This is a genomic window from Mesorhizobium sp. M0058 (genome assembly GCF_040323095.1).
Taxonomy (GTDB): domain Bacteria; phylum Pseudomonadota; class Alphaproteobacteria; order Rhizobiales; family Rhizobiaceae; genus Mesorhizobium.
This window is the reverse complement of sequence record NZ_JAMYUQ010000019.1, coordinates 79,961-102,203: the sequence shown is the minus strand read 5'-3', so window position 1 is coordinate 102,203 and position 22,243 is coordinate 79,961. Positions and strand designations below refer to the sequence as shown.

At 63.8% G+C, this 22,243-nt stretch carries 18 protein-coding genes and 1 pseudogene; 6 read left to right on the top strand and 13 right to left on the bottom strand.

All coding sequences use genetic code 11. From position 1 onward, the window contains the following. The first annotated feature begins 459 nt into the window (after positions 1–459). Positions 460–2,430: a M23 family metallopeptidase gene (locus NKJ75_RS27735; RefSeq protein WP_023701439.1), complete on the top strand. Its 1,971-nt coding sequence runs from the start codon at positions 460–462 to the stop codon at positions 2,428–2,430. 173 nt (positions 2,431–2,603) lie between these two features. On the opposite strand, the gene NKJ75_RS27730 is transcribed toward NKJ75_RS27735, so the two are convergent. The 9 genes from NKJ75_RS27730 to NKJ75_RS27690 all read right to left on the bottom strand — a co-directional run bounded on the left by NKJ75_RS27730 (position 2,604) and on the right by NKJ75_RS27690 (position 16,169). Next, positions 2,604–4,163, bottom strand: a complete 1,560-nt coding sequence (locus NKJ75_RS27730) for an MFS transporter (protein ID WP_023744037.1) — start codon at positions 4,161–4,163, stop codon at positions 2,604–2,606. Between the two features lie 102 nt (positions 4,164–4,265). After that, positions 4,266–5,783 carry a L,D-transpeptidase family protein gene (locus NKJ75_RS27725; protein ID WP_023701438.1) on the bottom strand — a complete coding sequence of 506 codons (1,518 nt, stop codon included), beginning with the start codon at positions 5,781–5,783 and terminating at the stop codon, positions 4,266–4,268. A 291-nt stretch (positions 5,784–6,074) separates the two neighbouring features. After that, entirely contained in the window at positions 6,075–6,431 is a 357-nt protein-coding gene (locus tag NKJ75_RS27720; RefSeq protein ID WP_023685771.1) for an MmcQ/YjbR family DNA-binding protein, read from the bottom strand. Positions 6,432–6,502: 71 nt separating this feature from the next. Beyond that, complete coding sequence (clpB, locus tag NKJ75_RS27715; protein WP_023685772.1) at positions 6,503–9,109, bottom strand: ATP-dependent chaperone ClpB; 2,607 nt, start codon at positions 9,107–9,109, stop codon at positions 6,503–6,505. 208 nt (positions 9,110–9,317) lie between these two features. Beyond that, positions 9,318–10,298 carry a DUF4167 domain-containing protein gene (locus NKJ75_RS27710; protein WP_023698975.1) on the bottom strand — a complete coding sequence of 327 codons (981 nt, stop codon included), beginning with the start codon at positions 10,296–10,298 and terminating at the stop codon, positions 9,318–9,320. 304 nt (positions 10,299–10,602) lie between these two features. Beyond that, positions 10,603–11,481 (bottom strand): peptide chain release factor N(5)-glutamine methyltransferase, encoded by an 879-nt coding sequence (gene prmC / locus NKJ75_RS27705; protein ID WP_023701435.1) that lies wholly within the window; start codon positions 11,479–11,481, stop codon positions 10,603–10,605. Next, positions 11,474–12,553 (bottom strand): peptide chain release factor 1, encoded by a 1,080-nt coding sequence (prfA, locus tag NKJ75_RS27700; RefSeq protein WP_023672971.1) that lies wholly within the window; start codon positions 12,551–12,553, stop codon positions 11,474–11,476. The genes prmC and prfA overlap by 8 nt, the downstream gene beginning before the upstream one ends. Positions 12,554–12,561: 8 nt before the next feature. Then, positions 12,562–14,832, bottom strand: a complete 2,271-nt coding sequence (ptsP, locus tag NKJ75_RS27695) for a phosphoenolpyruvate--protein phosphotransferase (RefSeq protein ID WP_023672972.1) — start codon at positions 14,830–14,832, stop codon at positions 12,562–12,564. An 83-nt stretch (positions 14,833–14,915) separates the two neighbouring features. Then, entirely contained in the window at positions 14,916–16,169 is a 1,254-nt protein-coding gene (locus NKJ75_RS27690) for an aspartate kinase (RefSeq protein ID WP_023685777.1), read from the bottom strand. Positions 16,170–16,415: 246 nt separating this feature from the next. On the opposite strand from NKJ75_RS27690, the gene NKJ75_RS27685 reads away from it, so the two are divergent. The 4 genes from NKJ75_RS27685 to NKJ75_RS27670 all read left to right on the top strand — a co-directional run bounded on the left by NKJ75_RS27685 (position 16,416) and on the right by NKJ75_RS27670 (position 19,743). Beyond that, a complete protein-coding gene (locus tag NKJ75_RS27685) occupies positions 16,416–18,257 on the top strand; it encodes a CHASE3 domain-containing protein (RefSeq protein WP_023712843.1) in 1,842 nt (613 codons plus the stop codon). Further along, a complete protein-coding gene (locus NKJ75_RS27680) occupies positions 18,254–18,553 on the top strand; it encodes an antibiotic biosynthesis monooxygenase (RefSeq protein ID WP_023685779.1) in 300 nt (99 codons plus the stop codon). The genes NKJ75_RS27685 and NKJ75_RS27680 overlap by 4 nt, the downstream gene beginning before the upstream one ends. Positions 18,554–18,637: 84 nt before the next feature. Next, complete coding sequence (ubiG, locus tag NKJ75_RS27675; RefSeq protein WP_023672976.1) at positions 18,638–19,387, top strand: bifunctional 2-polyprenyl-6-hydroxyphenol methylase/3-demethylubiquinol 3-O-methyltransferase UbiG; 750 nt, start codon at positions 18,638–18,640, stop codon at positions 19,385–19,387. A gap of 23 nt (positions 19,388–19,410) precedes the next feature. Then, positions 19,411–19,743, top strand: a complete 333-nt coding sequence (locus tag NKJ75_RS27670) for an MmcQ/YjbR family DNA-binding protein (RefSeq protein ID WP_023685781.1) — start codon at positions 19,411–19,413, stop codon at positions 19,741–19,743. An 87-nt stretch (positions 19,744–19,830) separates the two neighbouring features. Here the strand turns inward: NKJ75_RS27670 and NKJ75_RS27665 are convergent. Further along, a pseudogene (locus NKJ75_RS27665) lies at positions 19,831–20,109 on the bottom strand (EamA/RhaT family transporter); the annotation flags it as partial. 35 nt (positions 20,110–20,144) lie between these two features. On the opposite strand from NKJ75_RS27665, the gene NKJ75_RS27660 reads away from it, so the two are divergent. Next, the gene (locus NKJ75_RS27660; protein ID WP_352500424.1) at positions 20,145–20,564 is read left to right on the top strand and encodes a MarR family winged helix-turn-helix transcriptional regulator; all 420 of its coding nucleotides are present in this window, start codon (positions 20,145–20,147) and stop codon (positions 20,562–20,564) included. 4 nt (positions 20,565–20,568) lie between these two features. On the opposite strand, the gene NKJ75_RS27655 is transcribed toward NKJ75_RS27660, so the two are convergent. The 3 genes from NKJ75_RS27655 to grxC all read right to left on the bottom strand — a co-directional run bounded on the left by NKJ75_RS27655 (position 20,569) and on the right by grxC (position 22,225). After that, on the bottom strand, positions 20,569–20,994 hold the full coding sequence (locus NKJ75_RS27655) for a DUF1178 family protein (protein WP_023685783.1): 426 nt from the start codon (positions 20,992–20,994) through the stop codon (positions 20,569–20,571). Next, positions 20,991–21,857 (bottom strand): carbon-nitrogen hydrolase family protein, encoded by an 867-nt coding sequence (locus tag NKJ75_RS27650; RefSeq protein WP_023804565.1) that lies wholly within the window; start codon positions 21,855–21,857, stop codon positions 20,991–20,993. Before NKJ75_RS27650 ends, NKJ75_RS27655 begins: the two co-directional genes overlap by 4 nt. A gap of 86 nt (positions 21,858–21,943) precedes the next feature. Then, on the bottom strand, positions 21,944–22,225 hold the full coding sequence (gene grxC / locus NKJ75_RS27645) for a glutaredoxin 3 (RefSeq protein ID WP_023804564.1): 282 nt from the start codon (positions 22,223–22,225) through the stop codon (positions 21,944–21,946). Positions 22,226–22,243: the final 18 nt, after the last annotated feature.

Here is a 22,243-nt window from a genome sequence, read left to right as displayed (position 1 = left end):
GCCGCCAGCGGCGCACCGCCCTCGTTCGTGAGGCGTATATAGTCGCCACCAACCAGAACTGTCAACAGTCATCGACGATGTTTTTGAACTTTTTGCGACAGAAGTTTTGGCGCCGGCGGACTGCCCCAAGGGAACATTGGCGTTGCCAAAAGGAGCCCTATTGCCGCCGCATTGCCGTTCGACACCAAGGCCAACAAAGAAGGGCTCGGCGCGGCCCGCAAGGTGACTTCCTATAAGAGCCAAAGCGGGGTCTGCGCATCACCGGTTCGGACCCTCCTACAAGAGGATTTAGGAGGCTCCTATAAGAGGATAAAGTCGCCTCTCTATAAGGGGCTGTAAAACAGAGCGTGTGCGTGGGGATTTCGCCGCTTCGTTGACTTCACTCGCCGTGACAGGCAAATGTCATGGCCCAACAGAAGCGAAAAGCCGTTCCGCCCGGGGAAGAAGCAGCCTTTCTGGATGCCAGACACGGAAGATGTCATAGCCGAACTCGGCAATGAGCCGCCGCTGATCGCGGATGGCCGCAGCGGCCCGCCCGACCGGCGCGAGGTTTCGGCGCGCTGGCTGTCGGGCACCTTTCTTACCGGCGTGACCTCGAGTGTGCTGATGGGCGTGGCGTTGTTTGCCGCCCTTGACGGCCGCCAGCAGTTGGCAACCCCGCCCGAAATCGCCGAACTGGCCCAGCTCGAAAGCGGCGGCGATTCCGGCGAGGTCGCCAAGACCACCAGGCTGGTGGCGCCGCGCCAGATCGCCAAGGCCAAGGACCGCCGGCGCATGGAAGTGTCGATGGTGACCAAGGTCGGTGACCGCGACGTTATCCACACCATGCCGTTCGTGCAGATCAAGATGGCGCTGGCCGCCGGCCACACCACCAACCGCGCCTATCCGCCTTTCGACCCGATGCAGGTGTTCGGCGACGATGGCGACTCGACGCCGGCGCAGCCGGCAACGGCCTCCGCGGTTGGCGGCCAGATCTACGGCGCCAAGGTCGAAAGCGAGATGAGCCTGAAGACGGTCGATTTCCCGGTCGAGACGGCCTCCTTCGACGAAAAAAGCGACCTGTCCGCCGACGAGGTTGAAAAAGTGGTGCGCGAAGCAGGCACCGACCTCAGCGACGGCGCCGTGCAGGTCGCCTCGCTGCATTATGTCGACCCGCAGCGATTCGGCGATGCCTTCGCCGAATCGATGGCCGGCTCCTACGACGTCAAGATCGTGCCGGAAAACGTCTCGGTGGCGCCGCGCGTCGCGCTCGACGACCAGACGCCGGCTTTCGCCGAGGAAATCATTCCCTTCACCAGGGACCGCGACATTGCCGAGGCTTTCGCTGATTCGGGCTATACGGGCGATGACGCCACCGGCATGGCGGAGGCGATCGGCAAGCTGCTCAACGCACCGGCGCTGAAGACCGGAACCGTGCTGCGCGTCGGGCTCGAGGTACATGGCGACGCCGCCAAGGTCGTTCGCACCAGCGTCTATGACAAGACAACGCACATCGTCACCATCGCGCTCGACGACCGCGGCCAGTATGTGCCGGCGCAGGAACCGGAGCCGAACCCCGAATTGCTGACCGCGTTCGATGATTCGTCGGCGCCGGTGGTGGTGCGCGGCAATCTGCCGAACGTCTATGACGGCATCTACCGCGCCGCCTATTCCTACGGCATGTCGAAGAAGCTGACCCAGCAACTGGTCAAGCTCCTGGCCTCCGGCGTCGACTTCCAGTCCAGGCTCAATCCATCGGACCGCATCGACGTGCTGTTCTCGCAGCCGGACGGCGACGACCAGGCCTCCGACGAATCGGAACTGCTCTATGTCTCGTCGACCTTCGGCGGCCAGACGCGCAATTTCTACCGATTCCAGATGCAGGACGGCTCGACCGACTATTTCGACGAGGACGGATCTAGCGCCGAGCAGTTCCTGTTGCGCAACCCCCTGCCCGCCGGGAAATTCCGCTCCGGCTTCGGCGCCCGCCGACATCCGATCCTCGGGTATGTCCGCATGCATACCGGCGTCGACTGGGCGGCGCCGATCGGAACGCCGATCATCGCCGCCGGCAACGGCACCATCGAAAAGGCCGGCTGGGCCGGCGGCTACGGCAAACAGATCATCATCCGCCATGCCAATGGCTACGAGACCTCCTACAATCACCAGAGCGCCTTTGCCAAAGGCATCGAACCGGGCGTTCATGTCCGCCAGGGCCAGACCATCGGCTTCCTCGGTCAGACCGGCCTCTCCACCGGCCCGCATCTTCACTACGAGCTGATCGTCAACGGCACCAAGGTCGACCCGATGCGCGTGCGCCTGCCGGTCGGCAAGGTGCTGAAGGGCGACGACCTGGTCGCTTTCAAGCGCGAGCGCGAGCGCATCGATGAACTGCTCAAGCAGGAAGACAGCAATCCGCTGAAGGTCGCGAGCGCCAAGATCGAAGGCTAATGCATGTCGCCCAGAAGTGTGCCGCGGTTCTGGGACAACGACATGCCTCAAAACAAACACTTAAAGCGCGTCGTATGAATCCGTTTCAGCGCGACGCGCTTTAAGCCGTCACACTCGACGCCGGCGAATCATAATCGCCCCATCAGAGCATTCCGAATCGGGTCGGCTCCGAATCAGGTCGACTGCTCCTCTTCGGCTCGTGACCAAGGCAGCTTTTGCCCCGAAACGGTGGCCCAGGCGATAATAGCGGCAAGCAGGCAAAGCACGGCCGTCACTGTCGACACGGCCGCGAACGCCGCATCGCTGGCGGCGAGCCGTGTTGCATCAAGGTCTGGCGCCAGGCCGGCCAATGCCGGTTCGCCGAATCCCGGAATGCCCGGCCTAGCGCTGGTATCGAGCATCGTCGAATAGACCCAGGCCGCGAGCGAGCCCATCGCCGCCACAGCAATCAGCCCGCCAATGCGCGAAACCGCATTGTTGATGCCGGAAGCGGCGCCGGTATCCTTGTCCTCGACCGCGGTCATGACCGCCGTCGACAGCGGCGACACCACCAGCGCCATGCCGAGCCCCATCACGGCCATCAGCGGAAAGATACCGGTCCAGAAATTGTGCATGCCGGCATGAGTGAGCAAAGCCAGCCCGGCAAAGGCGATGGCAACCACCAGGCAGCCGCTGGCGATCGGAAAACGCGGACCGATGCGATCCGACCACTGGCCGACGAGACCCGACAGCAGCGCGATCGACGCCGACAGCGGCAGGAAGATGAAACCGACCTCTTTGGTGCTCAGCCCCCATCCGGCGATCAACAGCATCGGCAGGTAGAACAGATTGGCCGACAGGGCGAAATACAGGAAGAAGGTGGCGAGATTGGCGCCGGCAAAGGCGCCGATCCGAAACAGCTTGAGATCGATCATCGGCTCGCGCTGCCGAAGCTCGAAGACGATGAAGATGATAAGCAGCACGGCGCCTGCGGCGATGCTCGGCCCCGACATCAGCCCGCTGCCTTCGGCGCTCATCGAGGTCAGTCCGTAGGCAAGCGCCCCGAAGGCAAGCGTGGCGAGAGCGGCGCCGCCGAGATCGAGGCTTCGCTTCTCCGTCGGCGCGTCGGCGGGAATCTTGGCCAGCAGGAGATAGATCGAGATCAGCCCGAGCGGCAGGTTGACGGCGAAGATCGCCCGCCAGATACCGCCGCCAAAGGCCGACAGGACGAAGCCGCCGAGCACCGGACCGAGCGCAGTCGTCAGCGCCGAGGCGGCGGCCCAGATGCCGATCGCCCGGCCGCGCTCCTTCTTCGGATAGGCCTTGGCGATGATGGCGAGGCTGCCCGGCACCATGATCGCCGCACCAATGCCCTGAATGGCGCGAAAGGCGATGAGCACCAGCGCATTCGGCGCCACCGCGCAGGCCAGCGAAGCGACGATGAACAGCGCAATGCCGGCAACGAAGGCGCGCCTGAGGCCAAACCGGTCGCCGGCGGCGCCGCCGGCCAGAATCAGCGCCGACAGCGTCAGCGCATAGGCGTTGGAAATCCACTGGACCTCGGCCAGGCTGGCGCCGAGGTCGACGCGCATTGCCGGCATGGCAATGGCCAGGGTCGACCCGTCGATGAAGCCGAGCGCTGACGCCAGGATCGCCGCTACCAGCACGAACTTGCGCTGCGACTGCGGGCAAAATGTACCGTTGGAAAGCGACCTGGTCAGGGGAACGGCTGCGGCTTCGCTCGGAGACTTCATGAGCGTCTGCTTAGACTTCTTGCGGGCCGGCAACAACCAGCCAGCACCCTGCGCTCATGAATCCAGCTTTGGATATCGGCCTGCCTTATGGGCAGGCCGATATCACTGCGCTGGAGCGCTCACTTGCTCCGCAACATCATCGGCCGAGGGACCGCCGACGAACTCGACGGTGACGCCCGGCGACACCAGCTTGGCCAGTTCACGCGCATCCCAATTTGTCAGGCGCACGCAGCCATGGCTTTCGGTCTTGCCGATCTTGGAGGGATCGGGCGTGCCGTGAATGCCATAGGTCGGCTTGTCCAGCGCGATCCACACCGAGCCGACCGGGCCGTTCGGACCCGGCGGGATGGTCAGGATCTTGTCGTTCTGGCCCTGCTTGAAATTGATGCTGGGGTTGTAGGTGTAGTTCGGATCGAGCGCGACGCGCGACACCGTATGAGTGCCGGTCGGCGAGGGCGTGTCGGCTGAACCAATGGTGGCCGGATAGGCCGCGACCAGCTTGCCACCGGCGTCATAGGCGAACACCTGCTTCTTGTCCTTGTCGGCGACGATGCGGGCAACCGGCGTCGCCACCAGCCTGCCGAAATTGGCGACCTTGATGATGGTGCCGGGACGGCTGAAGTCGGCCTCGGGATTGAGCCCCTTCAGGTAGTTCTCGTCCATGTGGAACCGTTCGGCCAAGGCTTCGGTGACGGAGGTGTAAGCCATGCGGTCGAGCTGCGCCTTCTGGCTATAATCCTCCGGTATCGAGGCGACATAAGGCCCGGCCGCGTCCTCGGGCGTGATCGTATAATTGGCGAAAGCATCGCCACCGGTCTGCGCCAGCGCAGCCTGGATGCCGACCGCGTCGGTCGAGCGCAGATTGCTGCCGGTGATCTGGTTATAGGCGGCAAGCGCCTTGTCGACATTGGAGCCGAAGCGCCCGTCGACGACGCCGGGTGAAGCGCCGGCGCGGTCGAGCAGCACCTGCAAGGCGGCTACATCCTGGCGTGCGCCGAGTGAAAGCGAGGGATCGACCACGGTCTTGCCACCGGCTTTCGGCGGCAGCGCGGCCTGGTCGGCGGGCGCCGCCGGTTCGGCGGGATCGATAGAGGCTTCGTTCAGCGGCTGGCGCTTGACGGGCCGCGGTTCAGCGGATTTCGGCGCTTCCGGATAGGTGTCGCTGTCATTGGCATCATCCTGCGGAGCGGCCCCCAGGAATCTGTCGCTTTCAGGATCGTATTCATCAACCGGCGGGCCGGGGATTCGTCCCTGATCGTCCAGTTGCCTGCGGCGGAAACGCGCCATGTCTTCGGGATCGTCGAGATAGTAGCGGTCGTCGTCTTCGACCGGTGCGCGTCCAAGCTCACGTGCCCGCATTTCCCGGCGCAGCGCGCGGCGGTCGAGCCTGGTCTGCGGCGGCTGGATGGCGATGACCTTGCCGGTCTCGGCATCGACGATGACGCGGTTGCCCCTGGCGTCGTAATAGATGTCGAGATTGCCGTCCTGGGCAAGCACAATGCCGCCGCTATCGGCGGCGCGGACGGCCGGCAGTGCGTTGTCCACAGTCGGCGATGCCATGGCGCTGGACGTGAGCAGCCCGGCGGCGAGCACCGAAAAGGCAAGGATCGTGCGGAACATGGTGGTCAAACTCTCCGGTACTTACAGCGCCGCGCGCCCGTTTGGACGCGCAAAGGACGCTGTAACACTTCATGTCTGCGCATGATCCTTTCCGAAAATCGAATTTCGATTTTCGGGGTCATGCGTAATTGCCGCCGCCCGCAGTGTTCCCACCAGAACGTTCTCGCCACCGTTTGGATGCGCAAGGAACGCCCTGATCGTCAAAAGCCTGCAGGCAAACCCCTTCGCCAGCAAACCACAACATAAGCTTTCCAACATGAACCGGGCATGAAGATGGCGGATTACTGGTTGCTACAGGCCCAATTCCTTGCGCGTCTGCTTCGTCAGCTTGAGGACGACGAGGCGGTGGCTTTCGCCGAGATAGTCCTTCAGCGCATCATCATCCATGCTCTGGCTTGTCTGACGCTGGATCCATTTCATGCCGCGCGAGGCGAGATAGGGCGCCGGCCGGCAGCCGGGCTGATCCTTCAGCACGTCATAAGCCATTTCAGAGCATTTGAAGGTGACGAAGACGCCACCCTCCCGGTCATGGCCGGCGATGGTGAAGACCTTGCCACCGACTTTCCAGACATCGGCCCCGCCCCACTGCACGACGTGCGTCGTCTGCGGCAGCGAGGCGCAGAAGCTGTTGTAGTCGTCCAGCGTCATCTGCACCCCCGTCAAAGGATTGTTGTTTCATAAGAAAATGCCGCGCGTCCGGTCGGACGCGCGGCGTTGGATCAGGCTGCCGCGTCGGTCGGCACCACAGTGGGCCTGGACCGGAAATTCAACCGGTCGGAGCCGGCGGTGACCTTGACGGTCGAGCCGTCGAGTATCTCGCCAAGCAGGATTTTTTCCGCCAGCGGATCTTGCAGGTCCTTCTGCATCACCCGCTTCAGCGGCCGCGCGCCATAGGCCGGGTCGTAGCCCTTCGCCGCCAGCCAGTCGATCGATTCCTGGTCGAGCGACAGTGTGATCTTGCGGTCGACGAGCAGGCTTTCCAGCCGCTTGAGCTGGATCTCGACGATGCGGCCCATATCCTGCCGGCGCAGCCGGTGGAACAGGATCACCTCGTCGACGCGGTTGAGGAACTCCGGCCTGAACGAGGCTCTCACCACGCTCATAACCTCGTCGCGCACGGCATCGACATCCTGCTCTTCGCCGAGATTGACCAGATATTCGGCGCCGAGGTTCGACGTCATGACGATCAGCGTGTTGCGAAAGTCGACCGTGCGGCCCTGCCCGTCGGTCAGCCGCCCGTCGTCGAGCACCTGCAACAGGACGTTGAAGACATCCGGATGCGCCTTCTCGATCTCGTCGAACAGCACGACCTGATAGGGCCGGCGCCGCACCGCTTCGGTCAGCGCACCGCCTTCCTCATAGCCGACATAACCGGGAGGCGCTCCGATCAGCCGGGCGACCGAGTGCTTCTCCATGTATTCCGACATGTCGATGCGCACCATGGCGCTCTCGTCGTCGAACAGGAAATTGGCCAGCGCCTTGGTCAGTTCGGTCTTGCCGACGCCGGTCGGTCCGAGGAACATGAACGAGCCGATCGGCCGGTTCGGATCCTGCAGCCCGGCCCGGGCACGACGCACGGCCTTGGACACCGCCTGCACCGCTTCGCCCTGGCCGACGACTCGCTTGCCGATCTCGTCTTCCATGCGCAGCAGCTTGTCGCGCTCGCCCTGCAGCATCTTGTCGACCGGAATGCCGGTCCAGCGCGACACGATATGGGCGACGTGGTCGGGCGTGACCACCTCTTCGACCATGCCGGCCTTGCCGTCCTGGGCTTCGGCTTCCTTCAGCTTCTTTTCCAGTTCCGGGATCTTGCCATAGGCAAGCTCGCCGGCGCGCTGGAATTCACCCTTGCGCTGGGCAATGGCGAGGTCGTTGCGGGCCGCGTCGAGCTGCTTCTTGAGGTCAGCGGCGAGGCCAAGCTTCTGCTTCTCCGACTGCCATTTGGCGGTGATCTCGGTCGATTCCTCCTCGAGGCCGACGAGTTCCTTTTCGAGACGCGCGAGCCGGTCCTTTGACGCCTCGTCCTTCTCGACCTTCAGTGCCTCGCGCTCGATCTTGAGCTGCATGATGCGGCGATCGATTTCGTCCAGCGCCTCGGGCTTGGAATCGACCTGCATCCTCAGCCGCGACGCGGCTTCGTCGACAAGGTCGATCGCCTTGTCCGGCAGGAAACGGTCGGCGATGTAGCGGTTGGACAAGGTCGCCGCCGCGACCAGCGCCGAATCCGAGATGCGCACCTTGTGGTGCTGCTCGTACTTCTCCTTCAGGCCACGCAGGATCGACACGGTATCTTCCACCGACGGCTCGTTGACGAAGACCGGCTGGAACCGGCGGGCAAGGGCCGCGTCCTTCTCGACATGCTTCCTGTATTCATCGAGCGTGGTCGCGCCGACGCAGTGCAGTTCGCCGCGCGCCAGCGCCGGCTTCAACAGGTTCGAAGCGTCCATGGCGCCATCGGCCTTGCCGGCGCCGACCAGCGTGTGCATCTCGTCGATGAACAGGATGATGCCGCCGGCCGCCGAGGTGACTTCGTTGAGCACGGCCTTCAGCCGCTCCTCGAACTCGCCGCGATATTTGGCGCCGGCAATCAGCGCGCCCATGTCGAGCGCCATCAACTGCTTGTCCTTCAGCGATTCGGGCACGTCGCCATTGACGATGCGCAGCGCCAGACCTTCGGCGATCGCCGTTTTGCCGACGCCCGGCTCGCCGATCAGCACCGGGTTGTTCTTGGTACGCCGCGACAGCACCTGGATGGTGCGGCGGATCTCGTCGTCACGGCCAATCACAGGGTCGAGCTTGCCGGCGCGGGCATCGGCGGTGAGGTCGCGCGCGTATTTCTTCAGCGCGTCATAGCCCTGCTCGGCGCTCGCCGAATCGGCGGTACGGCCCTTGCGGACGTCGTTGATCACCTGGTTCAGCGCCTGCGCTGTGACGCCGGCCTTGGACAGGATATCGGCCGTCTTGGCCGACTTCTCCATCGCCAGCGCCTGCAGCAGCCGCTCGACCGTGACAAAACTGTCGCCGGCTTTCTTGGCCAATTCCTCGGCGGTCGAAAACACCTTGGCCAGCGGCTGCGCCAGATAAAGCTGGCCGTTGCCGCCTTCCACCTTGGGCATGGCCTCAAGGGCGGTCTCGACGCCAAGCTTGACGTCGCGCACGTTGCCGCCGGCGCGCTCTATCAGCGAGGCGGCCAGCCCCTCGTCGTCATCGACGAGGACCTTCAGCATATGTTCGGGAGTGAATTGCTGGTGATTGCGCGAGAGCGCCATGGTCTGGGCGGACTGAATGAATCCGCGGACGCGCTCGGAGTATTTCTCGAGGTTCATATCTGTCTCCTTCCATCACCGGCCCGCTTTGCGGCACCGGATCAGATTGCGGTGACGGACCCGCTCATCCGAGCCGGGTCCAGTTCACGCCAGATATGGGGCGCAAGCCATTGCCGCTCAAGACGTCCGGCTGATGATATTGCATGGCCGAGCAAACGAAAACGGCGGAGATTTCTCTCCGCCGTTTCATCGACTTATGTCTTGTGGGTCAGTTGTTGGCGTCGACGGCGAACGGGTCGCCGGCAGAGCTTTCGGCCGGCGCCGCATCAACCACGTCAACAGCGGCAGCGGTCTCGCCGGCGCCATCCACCACCTGGCCACCACCAGACTGTTCGTCACCGACCTGATCGGCATTGTTGCGCGGGCGGCGCGGACGCCGCGGGCGACGGGCAGCGCCGCTCTCGGCGGCTGCCTCATTGAGTTCGGCCCGGGCGGCAAGAGCCGCCGGCGACAGGTTTTCGTACAGCGGCGCCGGCTCGGAGAAACCACTCTCGGCTTCGGGCTCAACCGCGGAAACGGTTTCCGCCTGTGCCGGGGTTTCGGTGAAGCGCTGCTGGTCGCCGCGCTGGCCGTTCTGCTCGCCACGCTGGGCAAAGTCGCCACGCTGGTCGTTCTGGCCATAGCCGCCATTGGGGCGGCGGTCACGGTTGCGGCCATTGTTGTCGCGGCCGTTGTTGTTGCGGCCATTATTGTCACGGCCACTGTTGTTCTCGCGGCCGTTTTCCTGGCCGTATGCGAGTTCGGCCGGCGTGCCCTCAATCGTCGGCTGCGGACCGTTGCCGTGGTTCGCCATCGGCGCTTGCGTCTCGCCGCCATTGCCGCTGCCGGCATTGTCAAAATCGTCGCGATCTTCATCGTCGTCGAATTCGTCGCGGTTCTGCGGGGCATTCTGGATCGGCATCTGCGCCTGTGCGGCGGCAATGATGCGGTTGTAGTGCTCGGCGTGCTGGAGGTAATTCTCCGCCATAACCCGGTCGCCGGAGCTTTGCGCGTCACGGGCCAGAGTGGCGTATTTTTCGGCGATCTGCTGAGCCGATCCACGGATTTTCACGTCCGGGCCGTTGCTCTCGTAGTTGCGCGTCAGGGGATTTGGGCCCTTGCGGTTGTTGTTATTGTTATTGTTGTTGCCACCGCCGCCGCCATTGTTGTTGCGACCGCGCATGCGCCTGTTCTGCTGTTGTGGCCTCATAAGACTCTCTTCATTTTGAAATTTTCGAAAAACGTTTCACGAACGGAGGCGCTCATGCAGCCAGCCGTTTCGTTTCTTCACCGGCGTTCGCCCGCATCAATTGCGTTGGCGCCACGTGTCATCCTGTTCCGGTTACATCACTTGCCGGACGATTCCCGCACGAAGCTTGGGCGTCGTTTGCGCAAGAAGGCAGCTATTTCCAAGGAAAACCGAATCGCTAAGAGCACTGCCTGCTTCGTCTCATCCGGTTAGGGCGGACCCTAGCCGCATTCCCCGGCATTGCCAAGCGCTTTTTTGCACTGCGTCAAGGCTTTCCCTGTTCAAACATAAGAACCCTGTCGTTTCCGCCAAGATCGACAAATGCCCCGGCCAGCCTGTAGCCGGCTGCCGCGAATATGTCTTTGACCTCATTGCGCTGCGTGTGGCCGATCTCGACCGCTATCTTGCCTTGTGCTTCCAGAAACTTTGCCGCCTCGGCAGCGATGATCCTGTAGGGGCCAAGACCGTCCACACCGCCATCAAGGGCTCTGTGCGGATCGAAATCGCGGACCTCGTCCTGCAGATTTCCAATGTCTCCAGTCGGTATATAGGGAGGGTTTGCGGCAATTACATGGTATCGGCCCGAAACTTTTTCGAACCAGTCGGACTGCAGCCCCACGAACCGGCCGGCGAGTCCGAGTTGCTCGGCATTGCGTATCGCGGTTGCCAGCGCGCCTTGTGAAATATCGACCCCGGTGGCCGTCGCGGCCGGAACCGCGCTGAGCAGCGCCAGCGCAATCGCGCCGGTACCGGTGCCGAGATCGAGGATACGGCATTCCCCCAGCCTTTCGGCCGTCGCGCCGGCAAAAGGCAGGATCGCCTCGACCAGCGTTTCGGTGTCCGGCCGCGGCTCCAGCGTTTCCGGCGACAGCGACAGCCGCAGGCCGTAAAACTCGCGAAACCCGAGGATGCGGTGCACCGGTTCGCCGGCCATGCGGCGCTGCAGAGCAGCGCCGATTGCGGCAACCGCACCCGCATCGACCGTCCGTTGCGGGTCGGCGATCGCCTGCGTACGGTCCGTGCCGGAAAAATGCTCGACGATCAGCCTGGCATCCAGCGCCGGGTCGGAAAGGCCGGCCGCGGCAAGCCGCTCCCGCGCCACCCGCAACAACGGCCCGAGCGCGCCGGGCAACATGTCAGCCATCGAGGCCAATATCGGCGAGCAGCTTCGACTGATGGTCGGCAATCAGCGCATTGATGACCTCATCGAGCTCGCCCATCATCACCCGGTCGAGCTTGTAGAGCGTCAGGTTGATACGATGGTCGGTAAGGCGGCCCTGCGGGAAATTGTAGGTACGGATGCGCTCCGAACGGTCGCCCGAACCAACCTGCGATTTGCGTGACTCCGAGCGCTCCTCGTCCGCCTTGCTGCGCTCGAGGTCGTAAAGCCGCGCACGCAGAATCTGCATGGCTTTCGCCCGGTTCTGATGCTGCGACTTCTCCGCCTGCACCACCATGATACCGGTCGGCAAATGGGTGATGCGCACGGCCGAATCGGTGGTGTTGACGTGCTGGCCACCCGACCCCGAGGCGCGCATCGTGTCGATGCGGATGTCTTCGGCGCGGATGTCGATGTCGACCTCTTCGGCTTCCGGCAGAACGGCCACCGTCGCCGCCGAAGTGTGGATGCGCCCGCTGGCCTCGGTCGCCGGCACGCGCTGCACGCGGTGCACGCCGGATTCGAATTTCAGATGGGCAAAGACGCCCCTACCGGAAATGGTGGCGATGATTTCCTTGAAGCCGCCGGCATCGCCGTCGCTGGCCGACACCGTCTCGAAGCGCCAGCCGCGTTCGGCGGCATAGCGCTCATACATGCGAAACAGGTCGCCGGCGAACAATGCCGCCTCATCGCCGCCGGTGCCGGCGCGGATTTCAAGGATGGCGTTCTTGTCGTCGGCCGCGTCCTTGGGCAACAGCAGGATCTGGATGTCCTTCTGCAGCTCTTCGATTCGCGCTTCGACGCCCGGCAAATCTGCCTCCGCCAGGGCCCGCATCTCTGCGTCGGTGCCCTTGTCGGCAAGCATCGCCTCGAGGTCGGCTTGCTCGCGCTCGACTGAGCGCAGTTCCCTGACCTTGGCCACCATGTCCTGCAGCTCGGCATATTCGGAAGCCATCTTCACATAGGCATCGGCTGCCGGGCCGGCCGACATCTGCGCTTCGAGCATCTCGAAACGCTTGACGACCTGATCCATACGCTCGCGGGGAAGATTGACCATGGCTAATGCTATAGCGGGATGGAGCGGTCGTCGGCGAAGGCCTGCAGCAGCGCCCGCATCGGCAGCCCTTGAGCTGGCGCCATCAGATTGTCGGCAAAGAAAGCCTCCAATTCCTCCAGTGGCAGTTCGGTCAACATCGCCTTGACCGGGCCGATCGAGGCTGGAGACATCGAGATCGAGCGGTAGCCGAGGCCGATCAGCGCCATGGCGGAAATGGGTTTTCCGGCAAGCTCGCCGCACAGCGTCACCGGCGTGTGGTTGCGAACCCCGGCGTCGGCGATCTGCTTCAGAACCCGCAGGAACGGCGTCGACAGCGTGTCGAAGCGGTCGGAGAGCTGCGTGTTCCCCCGATCGACCGCCATGACGAACTGGAACAGGTCGTTGGAGCCGACCGAGACGAAATCGACCGCCTTCATCAACTCGTCGAGCTGGAACAGCAGCGACGGCACTTCCAGCATGGCGCCCACCTTGAGGCTGGTCGGCAGATGGTGGGCAAAGCGGGAGAGATGCCGCACTTCGCGGTCGATGATCTCGCGCGCCTGGGCGATTTCGCCGAGCTCGGTCACCATCGGCAGCATCAGCTTCAGTTCGCGCCCGCCGCAGGCCTTCAGCAGAGCGCGGATCTGGGTCCTGAGCAGACCCGGCCGGTCGAGCGTCAGCCGGATCGCGCGCCAGCCGAGCGCAGGGTTTTCTTCCTGGACAGCGCCCTTGAAGTAGGGCAGCACCTTGTCGCCGCCGATGTCGATGGTGCGGAAGGTGACCGGCTTGCCACGCGCCGCGTCCAGCACGTCGCGGTAGAGCCGCTCCTGCGCCTCGGCGCGCGGGAAGGTCGAGGCGACCATGAACTGCAATTCGGTGCGGAACAGGCCGATGCCGGCCGCACCCGCCTCGGCCAGCTGCGGCAGGTCGACGGCCAGGCCCGCATTCATCAGCAGGTCGACCTGGACGCCGTCCTTGGTCACCGACGGCTTCTTGCGCAGTTCCCGGTAGACTTCCTGCCGGCGCGCCCGGAAGCGCACTTTTTCGGCATAGGCAGCTTCGAGGTCGGGCTGCGGCCGCAGATGGATGGTGCCTTCCTCGCCGTCGACGATGATGGCATCGCCGTTTTCCGCCATGGAAACGGCGCCCTTCATCTGGCCGGCGACCGGAATGCCCATGGCGCGCGCTACGATGACGACATGGCTGGTGGCAGCGCCGTCTTCCAGCACCACGCCGCGCAGCTTGTCCCTGGGATAATCAAGCAGTTCGGCCGCGCCCATCGAGCGCGCGACCAGGATGGCATCCTTCGGCAGTGACGCCGCGACGTCGTCAGGCCCGCGCCCCATCAGCTGGCGCAGCAGCCGGTTGGCGAGATCGTCGAAGTCGCTCATCCTCTCGCGCAAATAGGGATCGGTCATGTGCAGCATGCGGGCGCGCATGTCGCTCTGCACCTTTTCCACCGCCGCTTCCGCCGTCAGGCCGTTGCGGATCGCCTCTTCCAGCCGGCGCACCCAGCCGCGGTCGTTGGCAAACATGCGATACGCCTCGAGCACCTCGCGATGTTCTCCCTCGAAGGCGACATCGCGCCGCTCCAGCATGTCGTCGATGGAAAGCCTGAGCGAACCGAGCGACGTCTCCAGCCGGCGCACCTCTTCCTCACTGTCCTCGTTGAACAGATTGGTGACGACGATGCGTGGCTCATGCAGCACGACATGGCCGAGGCCGACACCCTCGTTGAAGGACAGGCCGGTAAAGCTGACGGGACGGCGCAGGTCGAGTTCGAGGCCGGGCCGGGTCAGGCGCGCGAGATCGCCGGTGGCGATCATCTCGGCGATCACCATGGCGGTCGTTTCCAGCGCCTCGACCTCGTCGTCGCGGTAGTGGCGCATGGTCTTGTTCTGCACCACCAGCACGCCGAGCGTGCGCCCTGCCCTTAGTACCGGCACGCCTAGGAAGGAATTGTAGATCTCTTCGCCGGTCTCCGGCAGGTAGGCGAAGGCCGGATGTTCCTGCGCATTGGAGAGGTTGAGCGGCCGCGCGCTGGCGGCAATGGTGCCGACGAGGCCCTGCCCCAGCCGCAGCTGCGCCAAATGGACGGCGTTCGGGTTCAGACCTTCGGTGGCATAGAGTTCGAGCACCGAATCGGCGCGCAGCACATAGAGCGAGCAGACCTCGGCGACCATGTTGGAGGCGATGTCGCGCACGATCCGGTCGAGCCGCTCCTGCGGCTCCAGCGGCTCCTGCATGAGCTCGCGGAGCCGTTTCAGCAGAACGCGCGGGCCACTGGCCGTATCACGCATCGCGGCTTCTTCTCCAATGGGCATTTTGCCCGCCGCAGTTTCCACTGCCACCGGCGCACACGCAACAACTCAAATCGCTCTCGCTACTGCTTATCCAGACCGTACACGGAATGCAAAGTGCGAACCGCGAGTTCCGTGTAGGGACCGTCGATCAGTATCGAAATCTTGATCTCGGAGGTGGTGATGGCGCGGATGTTGATCGCCTTGTCGGCCAGCGCCTTGAAAGCGGTGGCGGCCACACCGGCATGGCTGCGCATGCCGATGCCGATGACCGAAACCTTCGACATGCCGGCTTCCGACTGCACCACGTCATAGCCGATCGAAGCCTTCAGACGCTCCAGCACGGCCAGCGCCTTGTCCACGTCGCCGGACGGCACGGTGAAGGTCATGTCGGTGAACTTGCCGTCCTCTGAGATGTTCTGGACGATCATGTCGACGTTGATGTTGGCCTCGGCCAGCGGGCCGAAAATGCCGGCGGCAACGCCCGGGCGGTCGCCGACGCGGCGCAGAGAAATCTGCGCTTCGTCCTTGGCGTAGGCAATTCCGGTGACGACCTGCTGTTCCACGATCTCTTCCTCGTCGCAAATGAGCGTTCCCGGAGGATTGAGCAAATCCCCCATTCCGGGCGCATCGGGATCGTCGAAGGACGACCGCACGAACGTACGCACCCTGTGCACCATGGCAAGCTCGACCGAGCGCACCTGCAAGACCTTGGCGCCGAGCGAGGCCATTTCGAGCATTTCCTCGAACGAAATCTTGTTGAGCCGCCGCGCCTTCGGCTCGATGCGCGGATCGGTGGTGTAGACGCCGTCGACATCGGTGTAGATGTCGCAGCGGTCGGCCTTGACCGCCGCGGCAATGGCCACCGCGCTTGTGTCGGAGCCGCCGCGGCCGAGCGTGGCGATGCGGTTGTCCGGGCCGATGCCCTGGAAGCCGGCGACGACAGCCACCTGGCCCTCGCCGAAGCGCTTGATCAGGAACGCGCCGTCAATGTCGAGGATGCGCGCCGCGCCATGCGCGTTGTCGGTCTTGATCGGGATCTGCCAGCCCTGCCAGGAGCGGGCATGGACGCCCATATTCTGCAGTGTGATCGCCAGCAGGCCGGCAGTCACCTGCTCGCCCGAGGCGACCACGGCGTCATACTCGCGCGCGTCGTGCATGGGCGAGGCTTCGCGCGTCCAGCCAACCAGTTCGTTGGTCTTGCCCGCCATCGCCGAAACCACGACAGCGACCTCATGGCCGGCATCGACCTCGCGTTTGACGTGACGCGCCACATTGCGGATGCGGGCGATGTCGGCGACGGAGGTTCCGCCGAATTTCATCACGATGCGCGCCATGGAAGCGAAATGCCTTTGACTGAAGCCGGCCCAGGACCGAAAGGGGAAGTAAGCGCTCGACAGAAGCCGGCCGCTGAATGCGCGCCTCCTTAGCCAAATGATCACGGTTTCGCAAGGCTGGCGGCGGATGCCGGCTTCAGGATCGCGGCATATTGCGTTCGGCCCCGCCGCCGCTTACCAAATGCTGCCCGCGGGAAACTCCTTTTTGGTCCGGCATATCGAATGATTGTTCGCCTTCGACGCGCCATGCGGTGGCAATCGCTGCCGCTGTTCATCGGCTTCGCCGTGCTGGCGTTGATCGTCGGCACACGCGCCGTGCTGGTCGAGACCCAGAGAGCCAATCGTGAGGCCGCGCGCGAGGCGGTCGAGTATCAGGAATTGCTTTCCGGTTTGCTTGCGATGGCTCAGGAGGCCGAGACCAGCCAGCGCGGCTATCTCCTGACCGGCGAGAAATCCTACCTCCAGCCTTATCGGCAGGCGGTCGACGCCATTCCGGGCCAGCTTGCCCGCATCGACGGCATGACCGCGCCGGACGACGAACTCGTGCAGCAGATCAACCACGTCAAGGACGCGCTTTCACAAAACCAGGCCGAATTGGCTGAGACGATTGCACTCTACGATCGCGGCGATGCGGCAAAAGCTCTGGAACTGGTCCGCAGCGGCCAGGGCAAGGCCGCCATGGACCAGATCCGGGCCAGCATGGACACGATCCGGCGCATTGGCGGCGCAGCCATCGCCGCGCGCGACGCTCATACCGACCGGGTCGAAAACTGGCTGCGAATCGGCTCGATAGCGGCGCTGCTGGCGATCTTCCTGCTTGGCGCCTACACGGTTCGCCTTTCGCGCCGCCGGTTCCGCGCAGTGGCCATCGCCCAGGAAGAGCTGATGCGCAAGAACATCGAGCTCGGCAACGAAATTCAGACGCGTGAAAAGGCCGAATCGCAGATCCGCCAGATGCAGAAGATGGAGGCTGTGGGCCAGCTGACCGGCGGTATCGCCCACGATTTCAACAACATGCTGGCGGTGATCATCAGCGCCATGAACCTCGCCCAGCGCAAGCTGGCGCGGGGCGAGCACGACATCATGAAATTCATCGAAGCGGCGACCGATGCGGCGACCCGGGCCGCAAACTTGACGTCACGGCTGCTTGCCTTCTCGCGCCAGCAGCCGCTCGCGCCTCAGGTTGTAGACGCCAATCGTCTGGTCGCCGGCATGTCGGACCTGCTTCGGCGGGCGCTCGGCGAAACCATCCGCATCGAAACCGTGCTGGCTGGCGGCCTGTGGAAGACCCATGCCGATCCGAGCCAGCTCGAAAATGCCATTCTCAATCTGGCGGTCAATGCGCGCGACGCCATGAGCGAGGACGGCAAGATGACCATCGAGACCGCCAACAGCCACCTCGACGAGAGCTACGCCGCCACCCATGCCGAGGTCAAAGACGGCCAGTATGTGATGATCGCGGTCAGCGACACCGGCGCCGGCATGCCGGCGGACGTCATGGAGCGGGCTTTCGAGCCATTTTTCACCACCAAGCCGGTCGACAAGGGCACCGGCCTCGGGCTGAGCCAAGTGTTCGGCTTCGTCAAACAGTCCGGCGGACACGTCAAGATCTACTCGGAACCCGGCCAAGGCACCACGATCAGGATCTACCTGCCGCGCTTCTTCGGCCCGGAAGAGGCCGCCATATCTTCGGAACGAGCCGGAAATCCTGCCGTGCCGGTCACCGAAACCATCCTTGTCGTGGAGGACGATCCACGCGTGCGGGCTTCCACCACCGATGCCATGCGCGAACTCGGCTACACCGTCATTCATGCCGCAAGCGGCCAGGAAGCGCTGGAAAAGCTGGGCGACAACCCTGGTGTGGCGCTCATGTTCACCGATATCGTCATGCCGGTGATGAATGGGCGCAAGCTCGCCGAGGAGGCGCTGGCGCGCATGCCGAAGCTGAAGGTGATCTTCACCACCGGCTTCACCAGGAACGCCGTCGTCCACAATGGCGTGCTCGACCATGACGTGCATTTCCTGGCCAAGCCCTTCACCATCGAGCAGCTGGCGGCGAAATTGCGCGACGTGCTGGACGCAAGATGACCGAGACCCTGGAAATCGTCACCTTTCGCCTCAAGCCTGGAGCGGAAGCGGCCTTTGCCGCCGCCAACAACCTGGTCGCCGACTGGCTGGCGCGGCAACCTGGTTTCGTAAACCGCTGCCTGGCGCGGCGGGACGATGGCGGATGGGTCGATGTGGTGCGCTGGCGAAGTCGCGAGCAGGCTCTCGCCGCCGCGGGCCGCATCATGGCCGAGATCGGCGATTGCGAAGCGATGCGGGCCATCGATCCCGCAAGTGTTGCGATGGAACATTCGGCAATTGTGATCTCGAGGCCATAGGTCGACTAGCCAGCAGTCGCAAAAACCGTCCTTGACTTTCTTGCCCCGGCACCCGACTTCCTAGCGTCCGAGGAGACCCGCCCCATGCCAGAGGCACGACGATCGACAATCGATGCCGGAGAAGTGGAACGCTTTTCCGCGCTTGCCGCCGAATGGTGGAACCCGAACGGCAAATTCCGTCCGCTGCACAAATTCAACCCGGTCCGGCTTGCCTATATCCGGGACCAGGTGGCGGCGCGCTTTGGCCGCGATCCGCGGGCGGCGCGGCCGTTCGAAGGCCTGCGTTTCCTCGATATCGGCTGCGGCGGTGGGTTATTGTGCGAGCCGATGGCAAGGCTTGGCGCCGAAGTGGTCGGCGCCGACGCCTCGGCAACCAACATCGAGGTGGCGAAGCTGCACGCGGCCGAAGGCGGCGTGACGGTGGATTATCGCGCTACGACCGCTGAGGATTTGGCCGATTCCGGCGAGAAATTCGACGTCGTCCTCAACATGGAAGTTGTCGAGCATGTTGCCGATGTCGACCTGTTCATCGGCAAGTGCGGCGAGATGGTCAAGCCCGGCGGCATCATGTTCGTGGCTACCATCAACCGCACGCTGAAGGCACTGGGCCTGGCCATCATCGGCGCCGAATATGTGCTGCGGTGGCTGCCGCGCGGCACCCACCAGTTCGGCAAGCTGGTGCGGCCCGAAGAGCTTGAAAAGGCGCTCGGCAGCGCCGCCATGACCATCATCGACCGTACCGGCGTGACCTACAATCCTCTCGCCGACCGCTGGGCACGCTCCAAGGACATGGACGTCAACTATATGGTGCTGGCGGAAAAACGATCGGTCTGAACGAAGGGGCGGCCGTGGACACTATGAGGGCCCGAGAGCTGGCGCTCGATCTGCCCGAAACGGTCGAGCAATCGCATTTCGGCAAGGCTGACTTCCGCGTCCGCAACCGTATCTTCGTCTCGCTGCCCGAAGCCGACCGTGCTGTCGTCAAGCTCGACCGCGACCAGCAAGAGATGATGGCCGCGGCTGAGCCATCGGTTTTCAGGCCCGTGACAGGCGGCTGGGGCCAAAAGGGATGGACGTCGATTATGCTCGAAGCCTGCGACGAACAGACATTCCGCAGCGCAGTTCGGACGGCCTGGCGAAACGTCGCCCCGCCGGCGCTACGGAAGCGCCTCGACGCGAGCCAAATTTGAGCTTGAGCAGTTCGAGCAAAGTGTGAAGCGGTTTTCCCGGGAAAAGCGCATAGCGCTTTGCCTAGGGAATTGCGTAAACCAAAGACCCTATGCCTTCTGGCTCTGCGCCTTGGTGGTGATGATCACGCCGATGGTGATGATCACCGCGCCGGCCCAAGTCAGCAACTGGTAGTGCTCGCCGAGGAAGATGGTTCCGGCAAACAGGCCGACGGCCGCCGCCACATAGCCGATCTGGCTGAGATAGACCGGACCGCCCACGGCCTGCAGCCGGAAGAAGAAGGCAAACATCGCCGAGGCCGAAGCGACTTGCGCCACGACAACCAGCGGCACGGCCCTGAGCGGGGCGAAAGCGCCAACGCCGAACAGCCAAGCGGGAACGGCCGGACCTGGAGGTGTCGCCAATGCTGGTGCTTGGGCGGCTGAACGAAGCCTCGTCGCTAATCGCCCGCGAGCGCCTCGCCCCGCTGTTTGCCCGTTTCGGGCTGCAGGCCGGCGAATTCGATGTGCTGGCGACGCTGCGCCGCTCCGGCCAGCCCTACGCGCTGACACCGACCGCTCTATACGAGGCGACGATGGTGACCTCTGGGGCCATGACCAACCGGCTCGACCGGCTGGAGAAGGCCGGACTGATCCTGCGCGGCCCGCACCCCAACGACCGGCGTGGCATTGTCGTGCAACTGACCGAAAAAGGTCTGGCCTTGATCGACGAAGCCCTGACCGCCCACGTCGCCAACGAGCATGAAATCCTCGCCGGGCTCACCGGCACGGAGCGGGGGGCACTGGCTCAGTTGCTTGGCAAATTGATCGATAGCGCCAGCTGATCGCTCAATTGCGCTCCTCGGGAAAACTCGGGATCGGCATGAAATCGATGCCATCCTCGGCCAAGCTCTTGGCTTCGTCCAACGTCGCCTCGCCATAGATGCCGCGCGCATCGCTCTCGCCGAAATGGATCTTGCGCGCTTCTTCGGCAAACTTGTCGCCGACATAGTCGGCATTCTCGCGCACCTTCTCGGCCATCGCCTTCAGTTGCGCCAAAGCCTGCTTCTGGGTTTCGCCCATGGCCAGCGCAATTGTTTCCTGCTTCCGCGCGGTGGAGACGGCTGGCGCCATCAGCGCCTTTTGCACCTTGTGCGAGCCGCAGCTCGGGCAATCGACGAAACCGCGCTTCCTCTGCGTGTCGAAATCGTCATTGCTGCGAAACCAGCCCTCGAATTCGTGCTCGTGCTCGCAGATCAGGGCAAAGCGGATCACGAAGCCGCGCCCCTGAGCCGCGGCACTTCAGCCGTGCCGGCATTGACGGCAAAATCGCGCGCATTCCTAAGGTTGGGGATTTTTTTGCGCGCGGCCGACGACTGTGCGGTATCGATCTCGCCGATAATCACGCCCGGCTCGGCATGGACGGCCTCGGCGATGATGCGACCCCACGGGTCGACGATCAGCGAATGGCCATAGGTCTCGCGGCCGTCCTCATGCAGGCCACCTTGTGCTGCAGCAACCACATAGGCGCCGTTCTCGATGGCGCGGGCTCGCAGCAGCACATGCCAGTGCGCTTCGCCGGTCTGGCGGGTGAAGGCGGCAGGCACCGACAAGAGGTCGGCGCCGGCCATCGCCTCGGCGCGGAACAGCTGCGGAAAGCGTAGATCGTAGCAGACGGCAAAGCCCAGCCTGGCGCCGTCGATCTCGGTGACGACCGCTTCGGTGCCCGGCTCATAGGCGGCGGATTCGCGCCAGCTTTCGCCATTGTCGAGATCGACGTCGAACATGTGGATCTTGTCATAGGTGGCGAGCGTCGCGCCATCCGGCCCAAACAGCAGCGCCCGGTTGGCGAGCTTGCCGTCGGCGCGCAGGATGGCGGTAGAGCCAATATGCAAGAAGACGCCGAGTTCGCTGGCGAGCTTGCGCGCGGTCGCCACGACGATGTCCTTGTCTTCCGAGGTGAAGGAAGCAGCCCTGGCTTCCTTGTCGCGAATCAGCGCTCCGGTCATTTCCGGGGTCTGGATGTAGGTTGCACCGAGGCCTGCCGCCTCGCGAACCAGCCGTTCGAGATCGACCGCGTTGCGCTCGGGGCTCTCGCCCGAACGCATCTGGATCGCCGCCGCCTTGAAAACACCCATCGTCACGTCCTCTTTGAGCAATTCCAGGAAAAGTGTGTACCGGTTTTCCGTCCGAAATTGCATAAAAACAAAGACATAGAGCGGCCCTACGAACCGCTCTTTGTCGTCGAGCCGTTGGCAAGCAGCCTGTCCAGCTGGCCCCGCGCCTCCAATTCGTGGAGGTCGTCGGAGCCGCCGACATGCGTGTCGCCGATGAAAATCTGCGGAAAGGTCGAGCGGCCATGAGCCCGCGAAATCATTTCCTGGCGCAATTCCGGCGAAAACGAAGCGTCATGCTCGGTGTAAGCGACGCCCTTGCGTTCGAGCAGCCGCTTGGCCGCCGCGCAATAGCCGCACATCATACGGGTGTAAATCGTCACATCGAGCATCGGTCCGTGCCTTTCCTC

What these genes read in the sequence shown, in the direction of transcription:
- NKJ75_RS27670 (WP_023685781.1), top strand. Translation starts at nt 19,411, where the DNA reads ATGAGGGCCCGAGAGCTGGCGCTCGATCTGCCCGAAACGGTCGAGCAA.
- NKJ75_RS27685 (WP_023712843.1), top strand. Translation starts at nt 16,416, where the DNA reads ATGCGGTGGCAATCGCTGCCGCTGTTCATCGGCTTCGCCGTGCTGGCG.
- ubiG (WP_023672976.1), top strand. Translation starts at nt 18,638, where the DNA reads ATGCCAGAGGCACGACGATCGACAATCGATGCCGGAGAAGTGGAACGC.
- prfA (WP_023672971.1), bottom strand. Translation starts at nt 12,553, where the DNA reads ATGGTCAATCTTCCCCGCGAGCGTATGGATCAGGTCGTCAAGCGTTTC.
- prmC (WP_023701435.1), bottom strand. Translation starts at nt 11,481, where the DNA reads ATGGCTGACATGTTGCCCGGCGCGCTCGGGCCGTTGTTGCGGGTGGCG.
- NKJ75_RS27735 (WP_023701439.1), top strand. Translation starts at nt 460, where the DNA reads ATGCCAGACACGGAAGATGTCATAGCCGAACTCGGCAATGAGCCGCCG.
- NKJ75_RS27690 (WP_023685777.1), bottom strand. Translation starts at nt 16,169, where the DNA reads ATGGCGCGCATCGTGATGAAATTCGGCGGAACCTCCGTCGCCGACATC.
- clpB (WP_023685772.1), bottom strand. Translation starts at nt 9,109, where the DNA reads ATGAACCTCGAGAAATACTCCGAGCGCGTCCGCGGATTCATTCAGTCC.
- NKJ75_RS27710 (WP_023698975.1), bottom strand. Translation starts at nt 10,298, where the DNA reads ATGAGGCCACAACAGCAGAACAGGCGCATGCGCGGTCGCAACAACAAT.
- NKJ75_RS27730 (WP_023744037.1), bottom strand. Translation starts at nt 4,163, where the DNA reads ATGAAGTCTCCGAGCGAAGCCGCAGCCGTTCCCCTGACCAGGTCGCTT.
- NKJ75_RS27720 (WP_023685771.1), bottom strand. Translation starts at nt 6,431, where the DNA reads ATGACGCTGGACGACTACAACAGCTTCTGCGCCTCGCTGCCGCAGACG.
- ptsP (WP_023672972.1), bottom strand. Translation starts at nt 14,832, where the DNA reads ATGCGTGATACGGCCAGTGGCCCGCGCGTTCTGCTGAAACGGCTCCGC.
- NKJ75_RS27650 (WP_023804565.1), bottom strand. Translation starts at nt 21,857, where the DNA reads ATGGGTGTTTTCAAGGCGGCGGCGATCCAGATGCGTTCGGGCGAGAGC.
- NKJ75_RS27725 (WP_023701438.1), bottom strand. Translation starts at nt 5,783, where the DNA reads ATGTTCCGCACGATCCTTGCCTTTTCGGTGCTCGCCGCCGGGCTGCTC.
- grxC (WP_023804564.1), bottom strand. Translation starts at nt 22,225, where the DNA reads ATGCTCGATGTGACGATTTACACCCGTATGATGTGCGGCTATTGCGCG.
- NKJ75_RS27680 (WP_023685779.1), top strand. Translation starts at nt 18,254, where the DNA reads ATGACCGAGACCCTGGAAATCGTCACCTTTCGCCTCAAGCCTGGAGCG.
- NKJ75_RS27660 (WP_352500424.1), top strand. Translation starts at nt 20,145, where the DNA reads ATGCTGGTGCTTGGGCGGCTGAACGAAGCCTCGTCGCTAATCGCCCGC.